General features: G+C 68.8%; 13 protein-coding genes. 4 read left to right on the top strand and 9 right to left on the bottom strand.

The features are described from left to right. Positions 1–23: 23 nt before the first annotated feature. From ACFU7D_RS21235 to ACFU7D_RS21200, 8 genes are all read right to left on the bottom strand, one after another. Positions 24–2,609 (bottom strand): ATP-dependent Clp protease ATP-binding subunit, encoded by a 2,586-nt coding sequence (locus ACFU7D_RS21235; protein WP_378725365.1) that lies wholly within the window; start codon positions 2,607–2,609, stop codon positions 24–26. A 203-nt stretch (positions 2,610–2,812) separates the two neighbouring features. Then, the gene (locus tag ACFU7D_RS21230) at positions 2,813–3,136 is read right to left on the bottom strand and encodes an Lsr2 family protein (protein WP_141801691.1); all 324 of its coding nucleotides are present in this window, start codon (positions 3,134–3,136) and stop codon (positions 2,813–2,815) included. A gap of 120 nt (positions 3,137–3,256) precedes the next feature. Next, positions 3,257–4,039, bottom strand: coding sequence for a type III pantothenate kinase (locus ACFU7D_RS21225; RefSeq protein WP_378870825.1), 783 nt, complete (start codon positions 4,037–4,039; stop codon positions 3,257–3,259). A 6-nt stretch (positions 4,040–4,045) separates the two neighbouring features. Further along, positions 4,046–4,975: a carboxylating nicotinate-nucleotide diphosphorylase gene (gene nadC / locus ACFU7D_RS21220; protein WP_378870823.1), complete on the bottom strand. Its 930-nt coding sequence runs from the start codon at positions 4,973–4,975 to the stop codon at positions 4,046–4,048. Beyond that, positions 4,975–6,630, bottom strand: a complete 1,656-nt coding sequence (locus tag ACFU7D_RS21215) for an L-aspartate oxidase (protein WP_378728384.1) — start codon at positions 6,628–6,630, stop codon at positions 4,975–4,977. The genes nadC and ACFU7D_RS21215 overlap by 1 nt, the downstream gene beginning before the upstream one ends. Before the next feature lie 9 nt (positions 6,631–6,639). Further along, complete coding sequence (gene panD / locus ACFU7D_RS21210; RefSeq protein WP_176883766.1) at positions 6,640–7,065, bottom strand: aspartate 1-decarboxylase; 426 nt, start codon at positions 7,063–7,065, stop codon at positions 6,640–6,642. Further along, positions 7,062–7,928 carry a pantoate--beta-alanine ligase gene (gene panC / locus ACFU7D_RS21205; RefSeq protein ID WP_378870820.1) on the bottom strand — a complete coding sequence of 289 codons (867 nt, stop codon included), beginning with the start codon at positions 7,926–7,928 and terminating at the stop codon, positions 7,062–7,064. The genes panD and panC overlap by 4 nt, the downstream gene beginning before the upstream one ends. After that, positions 7,928–8,878, bottom strand: a complete 951-nt coding sequence (locus ACFU7D_RS21200) for a Rossmann-like and DUF2520 domain-containing protein (RefSeq protein ID WP_378870817.1) — start codon at positions 8,876–8,878, stop codon at positions 7,928–7,930. Before ACFU7D_RS21200 ends, panC begins: the two co-directional genes overlap by 1 nt. Before the next feature lie 302 nt (positions 8,879–9,180). On the opposite strand from ACFU7D_RS21200, the gene ACFU7D_RS21195 reads away from it, so the two are divergent. Genes ACFU7D_RS21195 through ACFU7D_RS21185 form a run of 3 tightly spaced genes read left to right on the top strand, consistent with a single transcriptional unit; the run spans position 9,181 to position 13,306 of the window. After that, positions 9,181–10,596: an SDR family NAD(P)-dependent oxidoreductase gene (locus ACFU7D_RS21195; RefSeq protein WP_378728389.1), complete on the top strand. Its 1,416-nt coding sequence runs from the start codon at positions 9,181–9,183 to the stop codon at positions 10,594–10,596. A 4-nt stretch (positions 10,597–10,600) separates the two neighbouring features. Continuing rightward, positions 10,601–11,737, top strand: coding sequence for an acyltransferase family protein (locus tag ACFU7D_RS21190; RefSeq protein WP_378870812.1), 1,137 nt, complete (start codon positions 10,601–10,603; stop codon positions 11,735–11,737). Between the two features lie 9 nt (positions 11,738–11,746). Beyond that, positions 11,747–13,306 carry a class I SAM-dependent methyltransferase gene (locus ACFU7D_RS21185; RefSeq protein ID WP_378870810.1) on the top strand — a complete coding sequence of 520 codons (1,560 nt, stop codon included), beginning with the start codon at positions 11,747–11,749 and terminating at the stop codon, positions 13,304–13,306. A 10-nt stretch (positions 13,307–13,316) separates the two neighbouring features. On the opposite strand, the gene ACFU7D_RS21180 is transcribed toward ACFU7D_RS21185, so the two are convergent. After that, a complete protein-coding gene (locus tag ACFU7D_RS21180; RefSeq protein WP_378870807.1) occupies positions 13,317–15,254 on the bottom strand; it encodes a glycosyltransferase in 1,938 nt (645 codons plus the stop codon). Between the two features lie 147 nt (positions 15,255–15,401). Here ACFU7D_RS21180 and ACFU7D_RS21175 point away from each other — a divergent pair, with 147 nt between their 5' ends. Continuing rightward, positions 15,402–17,756: a hypothetical protein gene (locus ACFU7D_RS21175; protein WP_378870805.1), complete on the top strand. Its 2,355-nt coding sequence runs from the start codon at positions 15,402–15,404 to the stop codon at positions 17,754–17,756. Positions 17,757–17,780: the final 24 nt, after the last annotated feature.

The raw sequence follows: 17,780 nt of genomic DNA, 5'->3' as shown, positions 1-17,780 counted from the left end.
GGCCGGGGCGTTGCTTTGTCGGACTACTCGGAATCCGGCTTCGACTTCTCGATGTTCGTCGGCTCGTCCTGGTCGGGGAGCTCGATATCGGACACGGTCGCACCTTCCAGCGGAGGTACGTCCGGAACGACGGAGCGCTTCTGACCGGTGAAGGTGAACTGGGCGGCAGGGCCCTCACCGTCGACGTCGACCAGCACGATCTCGCCGGGGCCGATGTCGCCGTAGAGCATCTTCTCGGCGAGCACGTCCTCGAGCTCGCGCTGGACCGTGCGACGCAGCGGACGGGCGCCGAGGACCGGGTCGAAACCACGCTCGGCGAGCACCTTCTTCGCGGCCGTGGTGAGCTCGATGCCCATGTCGCGGTCCTTGAGGCGAACCTCGACGGCCGCGATCATGTTGTCGACCATCGCGATGATCTGCTCCTGCGACAGCGGCGGGAACACGATGACCTCGTCGACACGGTTGAGGAACTCCGGACGGAAGTGCTGCTTGAGCTCGTCGGAGACCTTGGCCTTCATCCGGTCGTAGTTGCCCGCGACGTCGCTGGCCTGGGAGAAGCCCAGGTTGACCGACTTCGCGATGTCCCTCGTGCCGAGGTTGGTGGTCATGATGATGACGGTGTTCTTGAAGTCGACCACGCGGCCCTGGGAGTCGGTCAGGCGACCTTCCTCCAGGATCTGCAGCAGCGAGTTGAAGATGTCCGGGTGAGCCTTCTCGACCTCGTCGAAGAGGACCACGGAGAACGGCTTGCGGCGCACCTTCTCGGTGAGCTGGCCACCCTCCTCGTAGCCGACGTAGCCCGGAGGCGAGCCGAAGAGCCGCGAGACGGTGTGCTTCTCGCCGAACTCCGACATGTCAAGCTGGATCAGCGCGTCCTCGTCGCCGAAGAGGAACTCGGCGAGCGTCTTGGACAGCCAGGTCTTACCGACACCGGACGGACCGGCGAAGATGAACGAACCGCCGGGGCGCTTCGGGTCCTTCAGGCCGGCACGGGTGCGTCGGATGGCACGGGACAGAGCCTTGACCGCCTCGTCCTGGCCGATGACCCGCTTGTGGAGCTCGTCCTCCATGCGCAGCAGTCGCGCGGACTCCTCCTCGTTGACCTGCACGATCGGGATGCCGGTCGCGACGGCGAGGACCTCGGCGATGAGCTCCTCATCCACCTCGGCGACCTCGTCCATGTCGCCGGCACGCCACGCCTTCTCGCGCTCGGCCTTCTTGGCGATGAGCTGCTTCTCCTCATCGCGCAGACGGGCCGCCGCCTCGAAGTCCTGGCCGTCGATCGCGGCTTCCTTGCGCTGGCGCACGTCGGCGATCTTGTCGTCGTACTCCCGCAGGTCGGCGGGGGCCGTCATCCGGCGGATGCGCAGGCGCGAGCCGGCCTCGTCGATCAGGTCGATCGCCTTGTCCGGCAGGAACCGGTCGGAGATGTAGCGGTCGGCCATGGTGACCGCAGCGACCAGAGCCTCGTCGGTGATCGTGACCCGGTGGTGGGCCTCGTAACGGTCGCGGATGCCCTTGAGCATCTCGATCGCGACCGCGATCGTCGGCTCCGGAACCTGGATCGGCTGGAAACGACGCTCGAGAGCGGCGTCCTTCTCGAGGTATTTCCGGTATTCGTCCAGCGTCGTCGCACCGATGGTCTGCAGCTCACCGCGAGCCAGCATCGGCTTCAGGATGCTCGCCGCGTCGATCGCGCCCTCGGCCGCACCGGCACCGACGAGCGTGTGGATCTCGTCGATGAACAGCACGATGTCGCCACGGGTCTTGATCTCCTTGAGCACCTTCTTCAGGCGCTCCTCGAAGTCACCGCGGTAACGCGAACCCGCCACGAGCGCGCCCAGGTCGAGCGTGTAGATCTGCTTGTCCTTGAGCGTCTCGGGAACGTTGCCCTTGACGATGTCCTGGGCCAGGCCCTCGACGATCGACGTCTTGCCGACGCCGGGCTCGCCGATCAGGACCGGGTTGTTCTTCGTACGCCGCGAGAGCACCTGCATCACGCGCTCGATCTGGCCTTCGCGACCGATGATCGGGTCGAGCTTGCCCTCGCGGGCGTCCTGGGTCAGGTTGCGGCCGAACTGGTCCAGCACGAGGCTGGAGGACGGCGCCTCGGTCGAGGTCGTGCCGGTCGACGCGGTAGCGCCGGAGGTGCCGGCCTGGCCCTCCTTGCCCTGGAATCCCGAGAGCAGCTGGATGACCTGCTGGCGGACCCGGTTGAGGTCGGCGCCGAGCTTCTGCAGCACCTGGGCGGCGACGCCCTCGCCCTCACGGATGAGGCCGAGCAGGATGTGCTCGGTGCCGATGTAGGAGTGGCCGAGCTGCAGCGCCTCGCGCAGGGACAGCTCGAGCACCTTCTTGGCACGCGGCGTGAACGGGATGTGCCCGGACGGCGCCTGCTGGCCCTGGCCGATGATCTCCTCGACCTGGTTGCGCACCGCCTCGAGCGAGATGTCGAGGGACTCGAGGGCCTTGGCAGCGACGCCTTCGCCCTCGTGGATCAGGCCGAGCAGGATGTGCTCGGTCCCGATGTAGTTATGGGAGAGCATGCGGGCCTCTTCCTGGGCCAGCACGACCACCCGGCGGGCTCGGTCAGTGAACCGCTCGAACATGTACGCATCTCTCCTAAGAATTCTGGGGCGTCACCAAGATTCAACCCCGCAGACAGCCTACGCGTTCCCGACAACACAACGCGATCCGTGCGCTGAGAGCGAACACGCGTTCCGTAGGCCGGACAGTGCGGGCCACGCACAAAGGCGGCTGCCGCGCCCCTGAGGGCGCGGCAGCCGCCTTGCGGTGCCTCGAGACCTGTCGGTCAGTGGGCCGCTTCGAAAGCCGCCCGGACGTCAGCCGGAATGCGACCGCGGTCGGGAACCGTGTAGCCGTTGGCCTTTCCCCACTCGCGCATGACCTTCGGGGTGGACCCACCGGCCGCGGGGGCCTTCTTGGCGCTGCCACGACGGCCGCTCACCTTCTGGGCGTGACCCACGAAGAGCGCAAGAGAATCACGGAGCTTGGCCGCATTGGCGTCGCTGAGATCAATCTCGTAGGACGTGCCGTCCAGAGCGAAAGAAACCGTCTCCGCAGCTTCCGAGCCATCGATGTCATCCTCGAGGATGATCTGAACCTTCTTAGCCATGTTCCTACCTTCACTGCTCTTCACCCGGAAATGGGCCGATTATCGCCATCGCGGTTAAGCGAGATGCCCATAGCATTACATACGATCCGGATGAATCAACAGGTCGCCATACTGAAATGACTAACGAACGGCATTTCGCTGGAATATGAGTTCCAGTCCTTGCATCGTCAGCCACGGAGAATGCAACGAGAAACATTTACTCTCGTCGAGAACGAAGTCCGCCAGATAGCCGGTCGCAATCACTGTCACTTCGTCGGCGGAGACACCCAGCTCGGCGATGATACGAGCGACCAGACCCTCGACCTGTGCCGCGACCCCGTAGACCATTCCGGACTGCAGCGCCTCGACCGTGTTCTTGGCGATCACCGACCGCGGGCGAGCGAGCTCGACCTTGCGCAGCTGCGCACCACGCCGTCCCAGAGCCTCCAGCGACAGCTCGATCCCGGGCAGGATCGCGCCACCGACGTACTGTCCGGCGGCGTTGACCACGTCGAAGGTCGTCGCCGTGCCACGGAAGTCGACCACGATCGCCGGGCCGCCGTGGAGCGCCACGGCCGCGACGGCGTTGGCGATCCGGTCGGTGCCGACCTCGCGCGGGTTGTCCATGAGGATCGGAATGCCGGAGCGTACGCCCGGCTCGACCACGACGCTCTCGACCGAGTCGAGATGGCGGGCGATCATCTCGCGCCACTCGTGCAGGACCGAGGGCACCGTCGCGCACACGACCACGCCGTCCACGCTCGCCACCAACTCATCGCCCATGGTCCCCCGCAGCAGCGCCCACCATTCGTCGGCGGTGCGGTGCTCGAGCGTGGAGACCTTCCAGTCCGCGGACACCACGCCATCGGCGATCAGCCCGAGACCCGTGTGGCTGTTGCCGATGTTGACAGCGAGTAGAGCCACCGTCGGTCAGCCCTCGGACAGGTCGAAGCCGATGTCGAAGACCTTCACCGAGTGGGTCAGCGCACCGACGGAGAGATAGTCGACACCGGTCTCGGCGACCTCGCGAGCCCGGTCGAGGGTCAGTCCACCGGATGCCTCGAGCACCGCACGTCCGGCGGTGATCTCGACGGCCTCCTTCATCGTCGCGGTCGACATGTTGTCGAGCATGATCCGGCCGCAGCCGGCGTCGAGAAGGGCCTTGAGCTCGTCGAGGGTGGTGACCTCGACCTCGATCGGCACGTCCGGGTAGGCGAACTTCACGGCCTCGTAGGCCTGCACCGCGCCACCGGCGGCGACGATGTGGTTGTCCTTGACCAGCGCCATGTCGGACAGCGACATCCGGTGGTTGGCACCGCCGCCGCAGCGCACGGCGTACTTCTCCAGGGACCTGAAGCCCGGGAGGGTCTTGCGGGTGTCGAGGACCTGCGCGCCGGTGCCCTCCAGGGCCTCGGTCCAAGCCGCGACACCGGTGGCGACACCGGAGAGGTGGGAGGCGTAGTTGAGCGCCGTACGCTCCGCGGTCAGCAGCCCGCGGGTCGGCCCGGCGATCCGCATGATGACGTCCCCCGCCTTCACCTGGGAGCCGTCCTTGACGCGGTCGGTCACCGTGACCGAGTCACCCATGACGTACGCGAACACGAGCTCGGCCACGCCGAGGCCGGCCACGACGCCGTCCTCCCGAGCGGCGAAGACGCCGATCCCGGTCGAGTCGGGGGCGATCGTCGCCACCGAGGTGACGTCCTCGCTGGGCATGTCGCCGGGAGCGGACGTGGGCAGGTCCTCGTCGAGAGCGAGCTCTACGGCGTCGTAGACCTCGCCGGCGTCCAGGCCGGCCTTGGTCAGCTCGTCGCGCAGAGACTGCGGGATCTCGTCGAAGGGCACGCGTCGGATGGTCATCAGGCTCCTGCCATGGTTGAGGGGTCGGTCGCGGGCGTCGGGGTGAACGCGGCAACAGTCTCGCCGTCCCGGAGCCGTACGTCGAAGTGGCCGGCGAACCCGGCGTCGTCACGCTCGGCGAAGTCCTCGCGCCAGTGGGACCCGCGGGTCTCCTCTCGCAGCAGCGCCGACTTCGCGAGCGCGAGCGAGACGGTCAGCAGGTTGGTCGCCTCCCAGGCGGCCGGGTCGATCTCGGTCGCCGGGGTGTCACCGAGCTGCTCCAGCTCGTCGATCGCCTCGGCGAGGCCGGTCGCGTTGCGGAGGACTCCGACCTTGGTCGTCATCGTCTCCTGCAGCTGCTTGAGCGCTGCGCCAGGGACGAGCGGGCGCCCGGCGCCGAGGCCGGGGGCCGGATCCTCCAGCTGACGCAGCTCGCCGGGCAGGACCTCGGCGATCCGGCGCGAGAAGACCAGCCCCTCGAGCAGCGAGTTGGAGGCGAGCCGGTTGGCGCCGTGGACACCGCTGCAGGCGACCTCGCCGGTGGCGTAGAGGCCGGGCACGTCCGAACGGCCCCACAGGTCGGTGCGTACGCCGCCCGAGGCGTAGTGGCACGCCGGGGCGACGGGGATCAGGTCCACGGAGGGGTCGACGCCGTGCCGCTCGCAGGAGGCGAGGATGTTGGGGAACCGCTTCTCCCAGAACTCACGACCGAGGTGGCGGGCGTCGAGCCACATGTTGGGGTGGCCGGTATCGAGCATCCGCTTCATGATCGCCTTGGAGACGATGTCGCGCGGAGCCAGGTCGCGGAGCTCGTGCACGCCCTCCATGAGCCGGTTGCCGTCCCAGTCCACCAGGAAGGCGCCCTCGCCGCGTACGGCCTCGGAGATCAGCGGCTGCTGGCCGCGGGAGTCCTCACCGAGGTACATCACCGTGGGGTGGAACTGGACGAACTCCAGGTCGCGCAGCGTCGCACCGGCGCGCAGTGCGATCGCCATCCCGTCGGCGGTGGCGACGGCGGGGTTGGTGGTCTGGGAGAAGACCTGGCCGAGCCCGCCGGAAGCCAGGACGACAGCCCTCGTACGCACGATCCCGACGCCGTCGGCATCGCCCTCGCCCATCACATGGATGGTCAGGCCCGCCACGCCGCCATCGGCAGCCGTCAGCAGGTCGACGACCATGGCGTGCTCGAAGACCAGGATCTCGGGAGCCCGTCGGACGGCCTCCATCAGCGCCCGCTGGATCTCGGCGCCGGTCGCGTCGCCGTCGGCGTGCGCGATCCGGTCGCGCCGATGGCCGCCCTCGCGGGTGAGCGACAGGTTGCCGTCCGGGTCCTTGTCGAAGTCGGCACCCCACTCGATCAGCTCACGGACCGCTTCGGCGCCCTCGCCGACCAGGACGCGTACGGCCTCCAGATCGCACGCCCCGGCGCCTGCCACGAGCGTGTCGACCTCGTGCTGAGCCGGGGTGTCGCCCTCGCCGAGAGCCGCAGCGATGCCGCCCTGGGCCCATTGCGTCGAACCGGCCTTGAGCTCGTCCTTGGTGACGACGGCGACCCGCTCGACCTGGTCCTTCAGCCGCAGTGCCGCGGTCAGCCCGGCGATCCCCGAGCCCACCACGATCACGTCCGCCCACTCGGTCCAGCCCGGATCGCGGGCGGAGAGCAGCTCGATGTTCATAGCGGCACGCTACTGCGTGAGAACGAGCGGTCCACGCATCTGGTCGGTTCCTGGAACCGGCTCGCTCCGGTCGGAGCCGAGCGCGACGATGTGGTTGGCCCCGTCGACGTGGACGACGTGCGGCTCGAAGGCCTTCGCCTCCTCGGTGGTCATCTGCGCGTACGCGATGAGGATGACCAGGTCACCGGGGTGGACCAGGTGGGCGGCGGCCCCGTTGATCCCGAGGACGCCCGAACCCCGCTCGCCCGCGATCGTGTAGGTCTCCAGGCGGGCACCGTTGGTGATGTCGACGATGGAGACCAGCTCGCCCGGGAGGATGTCCGCGGCGTCGAGGAGGTCGGCGTCGACGGTGACCGAGCCGACGTAGTGGAGGTCTGCCTGGGTGACCGTGGCGCGGTGGATCTTGCCGGTCATCATGGTGCGCAGACGAGTCATCGGGATGCTCCGATCGTGAGGCTCATGTTGTCGATGAGTCGGGTCGTGCCGACCCGGGCGGCGATGAGGATCCGGGCTTCGGTGGCCGGCTCAGGGTGGGTGGACAGCTCCGCGAGCGCGGGGTCGGTGACCACGAGGTAGTCCACGTCGACCCCCAACGCCTGCCGCAGCTCGGCGCGGGCCGTCTGGAGAGCGGCCTCGACACCGTGGGCGGCCTCGCGCTGCGCGGCGTAGAGCGCCCGCGACAGTGTCGTCGCCTCCTCCCGCTGCTCGGGCGAGAGGTAGCGGTTGCGCGAGGAGAGGGCCAGGCCGTCGGCTTCGCGCTGCGTAGGTGCGCCGACGACGTCGACCCCGAGGCACAGGTCGGCCGACATCCGGCGGATCAGTGTGAGCTGCTGGTAGTCCTTCTCACCGAAAACGGCGACGTCGGGCTCGACCAGTCCGAACAGCTTCGCGACGACGGTGAGCACACCGCCGAAGTGGCCCGGCCGGGTCTTGCCCTCGAGCACGTCGGCGAGCGGCCCGGGAGCCACGGTCACCTGCGGCAGCCCGCCGGGGTAGACCTCATCCACCGACGGCGCGAAGACGACGTCGACGCCCTCCCGTTCGCAGACCTCCAGGTCCGCCTCGAGCGTGCGCGGGTAGCGGTCGAGGTCCTCCCCGGCGCCGAACTGCAGCGGGTTGACGAAGATCGACACGACCACCGGACCGTCGCCTACTCGCTCACGGGCGACCCGCATCAGCGACGCGTGTCCTTCGTGGAGCGCGCCCATCGTCGGCACGAACCCGACGCTCGCGCCGTCGCGGCGCGCGGAGTCGAGGAGCTTGGCCAGCTCCTCGCGAGTGGAAGCGAGAACGGTCATCACTGGTTCCAGAGGTGGGCGGGACGCGGGAGCGGCTGCACGGCAGCCCTGTCCGCGTCGTCGAGCAGGTTCTTGATCTTGAGCGCCCGGATGGGCAGCAGCCGTCCGTCCGAGACGGCTCGGTCGAGCGTGGCCCGCGCCATGGAGACGTACGATGCCAGGGTCTGCGGAGCGTTGGTGCGGATGTCGTCGAGGTGGGCGGCCACCGTGCCGGCGTCGCCGCGGACGATCGGGCCGGTCAACGCGGCGTCGCCGTGGTCCAGGGCGTTGTCGAGGGCGGCGGTGAGCAGCGGGCGCAGGGTGCCCGCAGGGTCGGTGGCGCCGGCGGCGGCGAGGATCTCCATCGCCTCGGTGACCAGGGTGACCAGGTGGTTCGCGCCGTGGGCGAGCCCGGCGTGGTAGAGCGTCCGCATCTCCTCGGGCACCCACATCGGCTTCCCGCCGAGGTCGAGCACCAGCGACTCGGCGAAGGCCCGGTCGGCAGGGGTCGCGGCGGTGAGCCCGAAGACGCAGCCGGAGAGACGGGCGAGGTCGACCGAGGTGCCGGAGAAGGTCATCGCCGGGTGGACGGCCATCACGTGGGCGCCGATCGCGGCGGCCGGCTCGAGGATCGCCAGGCCGTGGCGGCCGGAGGTGTGCGCGACGTACATCCCGGGCCGGATCGCGCCGGCGTCGGTCATCGTCTTGACGACGTTGCCGAGCATGTCGTCGGGGACAGTGAGCAGAAGGAGGTCGCACGCGCGAGCGACAGCTGTCGGCTTCTCGACCGGGACACCCGGGAGAAGCGCGGCGATGCGTGCGCGAGATGCGTCGGACTCTCCGGCGACCGCGACGATCTCATGACCTCCTGCCGAAGCGGAGCCCGAGGCGATCGACGGAGTGCGAAGCGCTGCTGCCAGGACGGCCCCGACGCGACCCGCGCCGACGACGCCCACCCTGAGTGGGTTCATGGTTGTAGACCTTTCGTTCCAGTCCCTCCGACCACTCCCCCGTGTGAGCGGAGCCGGGATGGGTACCAGACGTTGTGCCTGCCTGCTCAGCCACCGTGACCGAGCCGAAACAACCGTACGCCGCCCGTCACCCATCCGAAACATCAAGATCACGTGACTGCCATCACATCAACGCGACCCCGGTCACGGACCACACGCCGAGCCAACGGCTGGGTATCACCTCGCCCCCAGCATTGGAGTCCCCGGTGCGGGGCGTGGAACAATCCACCCCTCCTCGTCATCTACCAAAGGGTCTGAGTTCAGTGCTTCGTAACGTTGCCGTGCTGCTTGCCGGCGGTGTGGGCTCCCGCGTGGGTCTCGACATCCCGAAGCAGCTCATCAAGATCGCCGGGATGCCGATCATGGAGCACACCCTCGGCGTGCTCGACCGCCACCCGCAGATCGACGAGATCATCATCCTGATGGCCCCCGGCCACCTCGACGCGGTGCACGCGATGACCCGCGACGGCCGCTACCCGAAGGTCTCCAAGATCCTCGAGGGCGCCGACACCCGCAACGAGACGACCAAGCGCGCCCTGGCCGCCCTCCCCGAGGGCGAGGACTGCAACGTGCTCCTCCACGACGCCGTACGTCCGCTGCTCAGCGAGGACGTGATCACCGACTGCTTCAAGGCGCTGGTGACCTACCAGGCCGTCGACGTCGCCATCCCGTCCGCGGACACGATCATCGAGCTCAACGACGACAACACCATCTCGCAGATCCCGGACCGCTCGCGGCTGCGGCGCGGCCAGACCCCGCAGGCCTTCCTCGCCTCGACCCTGAAGCGGGCCTACGAGATCGCCGACCAGGACCCGGAGTTCAGGGCGACCGACGACTGCAGCGTCGTGCTGAAGTACCTGCCCGACACCAAGATCTGGGTGGTCGACGGTCACGAGCAGAACATGAAGGTCACCGAGCCGATCGACGTCTACATCGCCGACAAGCTCTTCCAGCTCACCGCTCACCAGCAGTTCCCGCAGAAGACCGAGGACGACTACCGGGCCGCCCTCGAGGGCAAGAACATGGTCGTCTTCGGCGGCAGCTACGGCATCGGGGCCGACATCGCGGAGCTGGCAGAGTCCTACGGCGCCAACGTCGCCTCCTACAGCCGCTCGGCCACCAGCACCGACGTCTCGAAGCGGGCCGACATCGTCGCCGCGGCCGCCGACGCCGGCAAGCGCTTCGGCTCGATCGACTTCGTGGTCAACACGGCCGGTGTGCTGCCGCGCGGCGAGCTCGCCACCGTCTCGGAGGAGACGATCTACAGCGCGACCGAGATCAACTACATCGCGCCGGTCCTGATCGCCCAGGAGTTCTTCCCCTACCTCGCCCGGGCGAAGGGCTCGCTGCTCTTCTTCACCTCGAGCTCCTACACCCGCGGTCGCCGCGGCTACGCGCTCTACTCCTCCGCGAAGGCGGCCACGGTCAACCTGACCCAGGCCCTCGCCGACGAGTGGGCCGACCAGGGCGTACGCGTCAACGCGATCAACCCCGAGCGCACCGGCACGCCGATGCGCACCAAGGCGTTCGGCCAGGAGCCGTCCCACACGCTCCTGGAGTCGAAGGCGGTCGCGCGGGCGTCGCTGGACACCCTGATCGCGTCGAGCACCGGCCACGTCATCGACCTGCGCCGCATCGATCCGATCCAGGAGGCCCTGGACGCCGCGGCGGGGAACTGACCCGATGACCAGCGCTCCCACGGTTTCCGAGGACACGGCCCCCGCCTCCGCACCCGCGCCCGAGCCCGCGCCGAAGAAGGCCGTACGCCGCTCCCGGCTCGGCGCGCTCGACGCGCTCCGCTTCATCGCGGCAGCGGTCGTCGTGGGCTACCACCTCACCGGCATCGCGACCCCTTACTGGGGCATCGACCCCCGGGAGGTCTTCCCGACCCTCAACCACGTCACCCGCTACGGCTACCTCGGCGTGGAGCTCTTCTTCATCATCAGCGGCTTCGTGATCCTGATGACCGCGTGGGGTCGCGACCTGCCGCGGTTCGTCTCCTCCCGGGTCGCCCGACTGTTCCCGGCCTACTGGGTCGCGGTGATCATCACGCTGATCCTCCAGGCCTACTGGAAGGGCGGCCGCGACCAGGGATTCGTGGGCGGCCTCATCAACATGACGATGACCCAGGACGGCTGGAACGTACTCAGCGCCCAGGGTGCCTTCTGGACGCTCTGGATCGAGCTCAAGTTCTACCTGCTGATCGGGGTCTTCCTGCTCGTCGGGATCACCAAGCAGCGGGTGATCGCGGTCGTGTTCCTGTGGCCGCTGCTGGCCCAGATCGCCCGGGCGACCGACTCCGGCATGCTCAACTCGCTCCTGTTCGCCGAGTACGCCCCGTTCTTCGCGATGGGCATGGCGCTGTTCCTCATCTACCGGTTCGGCAACTCGTTCATCGCCTGGCTCGCGGTGGCCTACAACGTGATCCTGGGCATCCGCCAGGCGACCGAGTACGCCGACCGCGCCACGGAGCTCGTCGGCGCCACCGTGTCGCCGGCGGTCACCGGCTGGGCGATCGTGGGGTTCGCGGCGCTCGTCTGGCTGGTCTCGGCCGGTCCGCTGGGCCGGGTCGAGGCACGCTTCCTGACGACGCTCGGGGCACTGACCTACCCGCTCTACCTGATCCACGCGCAGTTCGCGTTCTGGATCATCGACGAGTTCCACGGCCGCTACGACGAGTACGTCGTCCTGGCCGCTGCCGTCTCGACCGCCCTCGTCCTGGCCATCGCGCTGCACTATCTCATCGAGCGCCGGCTCCATGACCCGGTGCGCGACGCCGTCTTGCGTGGTTTACGGGAGACTCCGCTTCAGGGGCGCTAATGTCGCTCCATGTGGCCCAGAGCCCGGCAGGATCGCGGCAGAACGGTTCAGCCCCGGCACATCAATCCATCCCGCGTACGTCTCCGTCAGGAGATGGCGCGCTTCGCCAAGGGCACCAAGCGCGGCATGCGTGTGCTCGACGCCGGTGCGGGCCGCTCGCCCTACCGGAAGCTGTTCAAGCACGCCCGCTACGAGGCCGCTGACTTCGCCCAGCTGAGCTCGGCGTACGCCCCGCTGGACTACGTCTGCGACATCACCGACATCCCGGTCGATGACGGCAGCTTCGACCGGGTGATCTGCAACCAGGTCCTCGAGCACGTGCCCGAGCCGGAGAAGGCCATCGGCGAGCTCTACCGCGTGCTCAAGCCGGGCGGGCGGATCTTCCTCTCCGCGCCCCTCTTCTTCGCCGAGCACCAGAAGCCCTACGACTTCTTCCGCTACACCCAGTTCTCGCTGCGGAAGATGTTCGAGGAGGCGGGCTTCGAGATCGCCCGGATGAACTGGCTCGAGGGCTACTTCGGGACGGTCGCCTACAGCTACCAGATGATGGCGAAGAACCTCCCCGCAGGCGTTGATGAGCTCCGCGGGCGGGGCCTGCGCTGGAAGCTCGCCTACGTCGCCCCGATCGTGCTCCTCAACCGGAAGCTCGCGGTCCGGCTCAGCCGCCTCTACGCGCGGCTGGAGGTCTCCGGCCGTCGCCTCGAGCGAGGGATGCCGAAGAACTACGTCGTGGTCGCACGCAAGCCGGCCGACGACACGCGGCCCGCGACGAAGCGGCCCGAGGCCGAGACGAGGGCCGCGCACACCACCGCGGAGCTCCAGGCCGAGGTCGAGAGGCTGAGGACGGAGACCGTACGCACCCGGGAGTCCGTACGCGACCCACTGGTCGACCTCACGCTCCCCGACGAGGTCCGCACCGTCCTCGACGCGGTCCGCGCCGAGCACCTCACCTACCTCAAGCCCGAGAACCTGCAGGTGCTCGCCCGCCAGGTGCTGGACGCCGACATCCAGGATCGGCCCGGCCTGATCATCGAGACCGGAGCCGCGCTGGGCGGCTCCGCGATCGTGATGGCGGCGGCGAAGGACCCGAAGCGGCCGATGCGGGTCTATGACGTCTTCGGGATGATCCCGGAGCCCTCCGAGCGCGACGGCGAGGACGTGCACGAGCGCTATCGGAAGATCGTCAGCGGCACCTCGAAGGGGATCGGCGGCGAGACCTACTACGGCTACCGCGACAACCTCTACGACGAGGTCGGCGACTCATTCACCAGGCACGGGATCGACCCGGCACAGCACAACGTCGAGCTGGTGCAGGGCCTGTTCCAGGACACGCTGAAGATCGACGAGCCGGTCGCCTTCGCCCACCTCGACGGCGACTGGTACGAGTCGACGATGACCTGCCTCGAGCGGATCGCCCCTCACCTGGTCGCAGGTGGACGGATCGTGCTCGACGACTACTTCCACTACAGCGGGTGCCGCGACGCGGTCGACGAGTACTTCAAGGACCGTCCCGGCTTCCGGCTGGAGCGGCGTACGAAGCTCCACGTCGTCCGCACGGGCGGATCCTGACGACCGCCGGTCAGCGCCGCTGCAGGTGAAGCACGTCGTTCGGACCGAACGACACCTCGAAGTTCGGGCGGACCTCACGGGGCCGGCCGAGCCTGGTCTGCCAGTTCCAGTTGTGGACGGTGAACCGGAGCCGCAGGTCCAGGTTGCGCGCGTCCTCGGAGAACTCCTCGAAGACCTCCGCGAGGTCGAACCTGGAGGCGAGCCGGAACTCGCCCCGGCCACCGGGCGAGACGTCGAGCGGCAGCGCGGCCACCTCGCCGGTCTCGTTGCAGACGGCGTCGAGGGTGACGATGCGGTCGGCCATCACGCCCTTCGGCCACTCGCCCATCACGGTGAGCGTGGCGTCGAAGCGGAGCGTACGAGAGTCACGGAAGGCGGCCGAGCTCGCCTGGGTGCGACCCAGCCGGCCGGCCGGACCCGGCAGTCGGGTCGCGACGCCCTCGGGCATCGGGCGCGCCCAGCCGAGGGCGTGCACGTCGAGCCGGGCGCGTGCCTTCTCGATCCGGCCCGGCCGCTGCGCGACCGCACCCTCGAAGGCGACCCGCCAGTCCTCGAGGAACGCGCGCCAGTCGTGCTTGCTCGCCTTCTCCAGCGCCTTGCGGGACATCTCGGCCACCTTCGCGGGGGCGTCGATCATCTGGATGCAGCGCTCGGCGACCGCGTCGATGTCCTCGGCCTCGACGATGAAGCCGTCGACACCGTCGGAGATCTGCTCGCGCGGACCGTAGTTGATGTCGTAGCTGATCACGGGGCAGCCGAAGGAGAGCGACTCGAGGGTGGCGAGCGGGTAGCCCTCGTTGACGCTGGTCATGATGAAGCCGGTCGCGTGCAGCAGCGCTTCCTTGGCTCGCGGGTCGTGACCCATGAGCTGGACGTTCTTGCCGACGTCGAGGGTCTCGATCAGGTCCGCGAGCGGCTTGTAGAGCTTGCCGTCGCCGTAGATCTGGAACTTGGCCTCGGGCCGCTTCTCGATCACCTTCGCGAAAGCCTTGATGGCGTGCTCGAGGCGCTTCTGCGGCTCGAGCCGGGCGACGGTGACGAACGTCGCCGGCTCGCGCTCGGGCATCGTCTCGGGCAGCTCCGGCAGCTCGACCGGGTTGGGCACGACGAACCGGTGCGAGGTCGAGCCGTAACGCATCGCGAGGTGCTCGGACTGACGATGGGTCAGGTTCACCAGGGCGTCGTACTCGTGGATGTTGTCGAGCAGCGGCGCGTACTTGCCGGAGAGCTGGGAGTTCCAGCGCCGCTCCCTCACGACATGGTTGTTGTGCATGAGGTGGAGGAAGTAGAAGCGGTCGTCCTGGCGGGGCATGACGTCGCGCAGCGCGAACCGGGAGTCGGTCACGAAGAAGACCCGCTCGGCGTCGCCGGCGAGGAGCTCGAGCCAGTGCCACAGCCAGCCGCCCACGGTCTCCCACGACCGGATCGGCAGCCCCTCGGCGTCGGTGAGGATGTAGGGCACCCGGGACGCGGCCGGGGCACCCGGACCCGGCGCCCGCAGGTAGATCGACCCGTCGGCGCGACGGTAGTCGCGCGCCAGGTCCTTCCCGGACTGCGAGTGGGCGGTGTAGTAGACGGTGCCGTCGGGGTGGAGCACGTCCGAGGTGGTCGTGCCGGCGACCTCGGCCAGCCGGCCCCCGAGCGCGGCCACGGACTCGTCCGGCGCGTCGGTCGGGGTGTTGTGGCGGTACCACTCGTAGAGGTTGAGGAGGTCCATGCCCTCGACCAGCTGACCCGAGTCGCGCAGCACCTGGCGCACCTCGTCGTAGACGGGCTTCGACTCGGTCGTCAGCAGGGTGGTCGGGATCCCGGTGTGCTGGGTGATCAGGCGGTTGCGCATGATCATCGCCCGCGTCTGTCCACCGAACTTGGTCGCGATCTCGTTGCACATCGTGAGGTAGCGGCCCTCGGGGAACGCGACCTGCTCGTGGGGGTTGGGGATCGGCATGCGCAGAGATTAGTCGGCGTCTTTGGGGATTGCCGATTCTTCGGGCAGGATATCCGGCCTGGATCATAGGGGGAAACGTGTGAACGGACCGCGAACATCGCGGCTCCGCCCGACGACACTGCGTCGAACCATCAATGAAGGAGTCCCATGGCCAGCCCAGCTCGACGACTCGCTCGCCAGCTGCTTCCCGAGCGCCTGCGTCAGAGCCTGACCGCTCGCGTCCCGTCCATCTCGGAGGGCGCACCGCAGGCGGACGTGGCCGGCAAGCCGGCGCCGATCTCCATCGAGGTCGAGCCGCTCGTCGTCGCTGCTGACCTCGACGGTGCCGTCAACGCCGCCGGTGGCGGCTTCTACGAGCGCGCCTGGGCCCTCTTCCAGGGCATCCCGGTCGAGCAGTGGGCCGCCAAGGCCGCCGACGAGTACGTCATGTCCGGCCTCCACGTCGACCCCGACGCCACCCGCGCCACCCTGCGCGACCTCGCCGAGTCCGGCGCTGCGTACGTCCCGGGGCGCGCCTGGCTCGCGATGACCAGCCGCGTCTTCGGCTTCGGCGACCAGGAGCTGGCCCGCAGCCTCTACGCCCGGCTCGACGAGGCCGTCGGCGACGGCACCAACGGCGACACCAAGTGGGTCGTCGAGAGCCGTGACTGGCTGCGCTCGTGGGTGGCGGCCGACAACGACGAGCCCGACGCCCCGGCCGCGCCGGAGGGCACCGTCTCCTACGCCGTCGTCGACTACGGGCACCCGGGACGTTCCCGCGCCTCGGCCAACATCGGCGACCACGTCCAGACCGTCGCCTCGCTCGGTCACGTGGTGCGCCACAAGGACCTCGAGTTCACCGGCGAGTCCGAGCTCGACGACCTGGCCAACCGGTTGCGCGAGCGGGTCCGCCCCGAGCGCGTCCGCGAGGGCCTGTCCGCCAAGGTCCAGCTGATGACCCTGCAGCGCGACGCGTCGATGTACCAGCCCGTCCCGAAGGACACCTGGATGCTCGGCTTCGGGTGGTACATGCACCCGATCTTCGAGATGCGCTACGGGATGCCGTTCCACAAGAACCTGCGCCCGATCTTCGTCTCGTTCCACTGCAGCACCCGCGCCATGATGACCGACGAGACGATCGAGTACCTCAAGAAGTACGCCCCGATCGGCTGCCGCGACTGGACGACCGTCGACATCCTGCTCTCCGTCGGTGTGCCCGCCTTCTTCTCCGGCTGCCTCACCACCACGGTCTCGACCGTCTTCCCCGACGCGGACGAGCTGCCCGGTCCCGACGCCCCGATCGGCTACGTCGACGTCTTCGACGGCAGCATCCCCGAAGGCGCCCCGACCTACGCCCAGGGCGGCCTCGACGAGGTCCGCTTCCGGCCGTTCGTGCAGAACATCGACGACGCGATCACGATGCTCGAGGGCTACCGTCGCGACCACCACACGCTGGTCACCAGCCGCCTGCACTGCTACCTGCCCGGTCGCAGCATCGGCATCGACATCGACTTCCGCCCGAAGAACCTCTCCGACCCGCGCTTCGCCGGGCTCAACCCGCTCACGCCGGACGAGTTCGACGGCATCCGCGAGGGCATGAACGACCGGCTCGAGACGATCCTCACCAAGATCTTCTCCGGCGCCAGCGTCGAGGAGGTCTACACGCAGTGGCGCGAGATGAACGCCGCCGACGTCGAGATCGCGCGTGAGCGCCGGGCCGGCGCCCGCAAGGTGGGCGAGCTGGTCAGCTCGATCGCCGAGGACGTACGCAGCAACCCGGTCAGCACTCCGGAGCAGGTCCCGGCCGACGCGATCCACGTCGCCGTCTCGGCCCGCCCGAAGCAGCGCCCCAAGCTGCGCCGGCTGATCAAGTCCATCGCCGCCCACTCGTCCCGTCCGGTCCACCTGTGGGTCCACACCGGCGGCACCGACCTGCGGCTCGACGAGCTCGCCCGGCCGGGGATCACGCTCAGCGCGCTGGACGTGTCGGGCTTCGACGGCATCAAGCAGCCCGACGGCAGCACGCTCCCGATCGGCCAGGTCGAGCGGCTCGTGGTCGCCGACCTGCTGCCCGACGTCGACAAGCTCGTCGTCCTCCCGGTCTCCGCCGTGCTGACCGAGGACATCGCCGGGCTGGCCGACACCGACCTGCAGGGCAACCTGCTGGCTGCCGCCGACGTCGTCGGCACCCGTGCGGTCAGCGGTTTCCAGCAGATCCACGCCGCCGCCAACAAGCAGGCCGAGCGCACCACCGAGGCGGCCGACCTGCGTCGCGACGGCCACCAGCGGCACGCCTTCGACTTCGACGCCTTCGACACCGACGTGCTCGTGCTCGACGCCGCTCAGTGGCGTGCGAAGGACCTGCTCACCTCGCTGGCGCCCTATGTCGAGACGTACGGGATGACCTACCGCAGCGTGGTCCTCCTCGAGGTCGGCCCGCACCGCGCGATCCTGCCGGAGCGCTGGAACGCGATCCCCGAGAAGACCTCGGTGGCCAAGCCGGCTCTCGCCCGGTTGCCCTGATCCTGGGCTGAGCCCGTAGAACGC

It is taken from the genome of Nocardioides sp. NPDC057577, assembly GCF_042801335.1.
Lineage (GTDB): Bacteria > Actinomycetota > Actinomycetes > Propionibacteriales > Nocardioidaceae > Nocardioides.
Note: the sequence above shows the minus strand (reverse complement) of the source record. Positions and strands in the feature narration are given on the sequence as shown.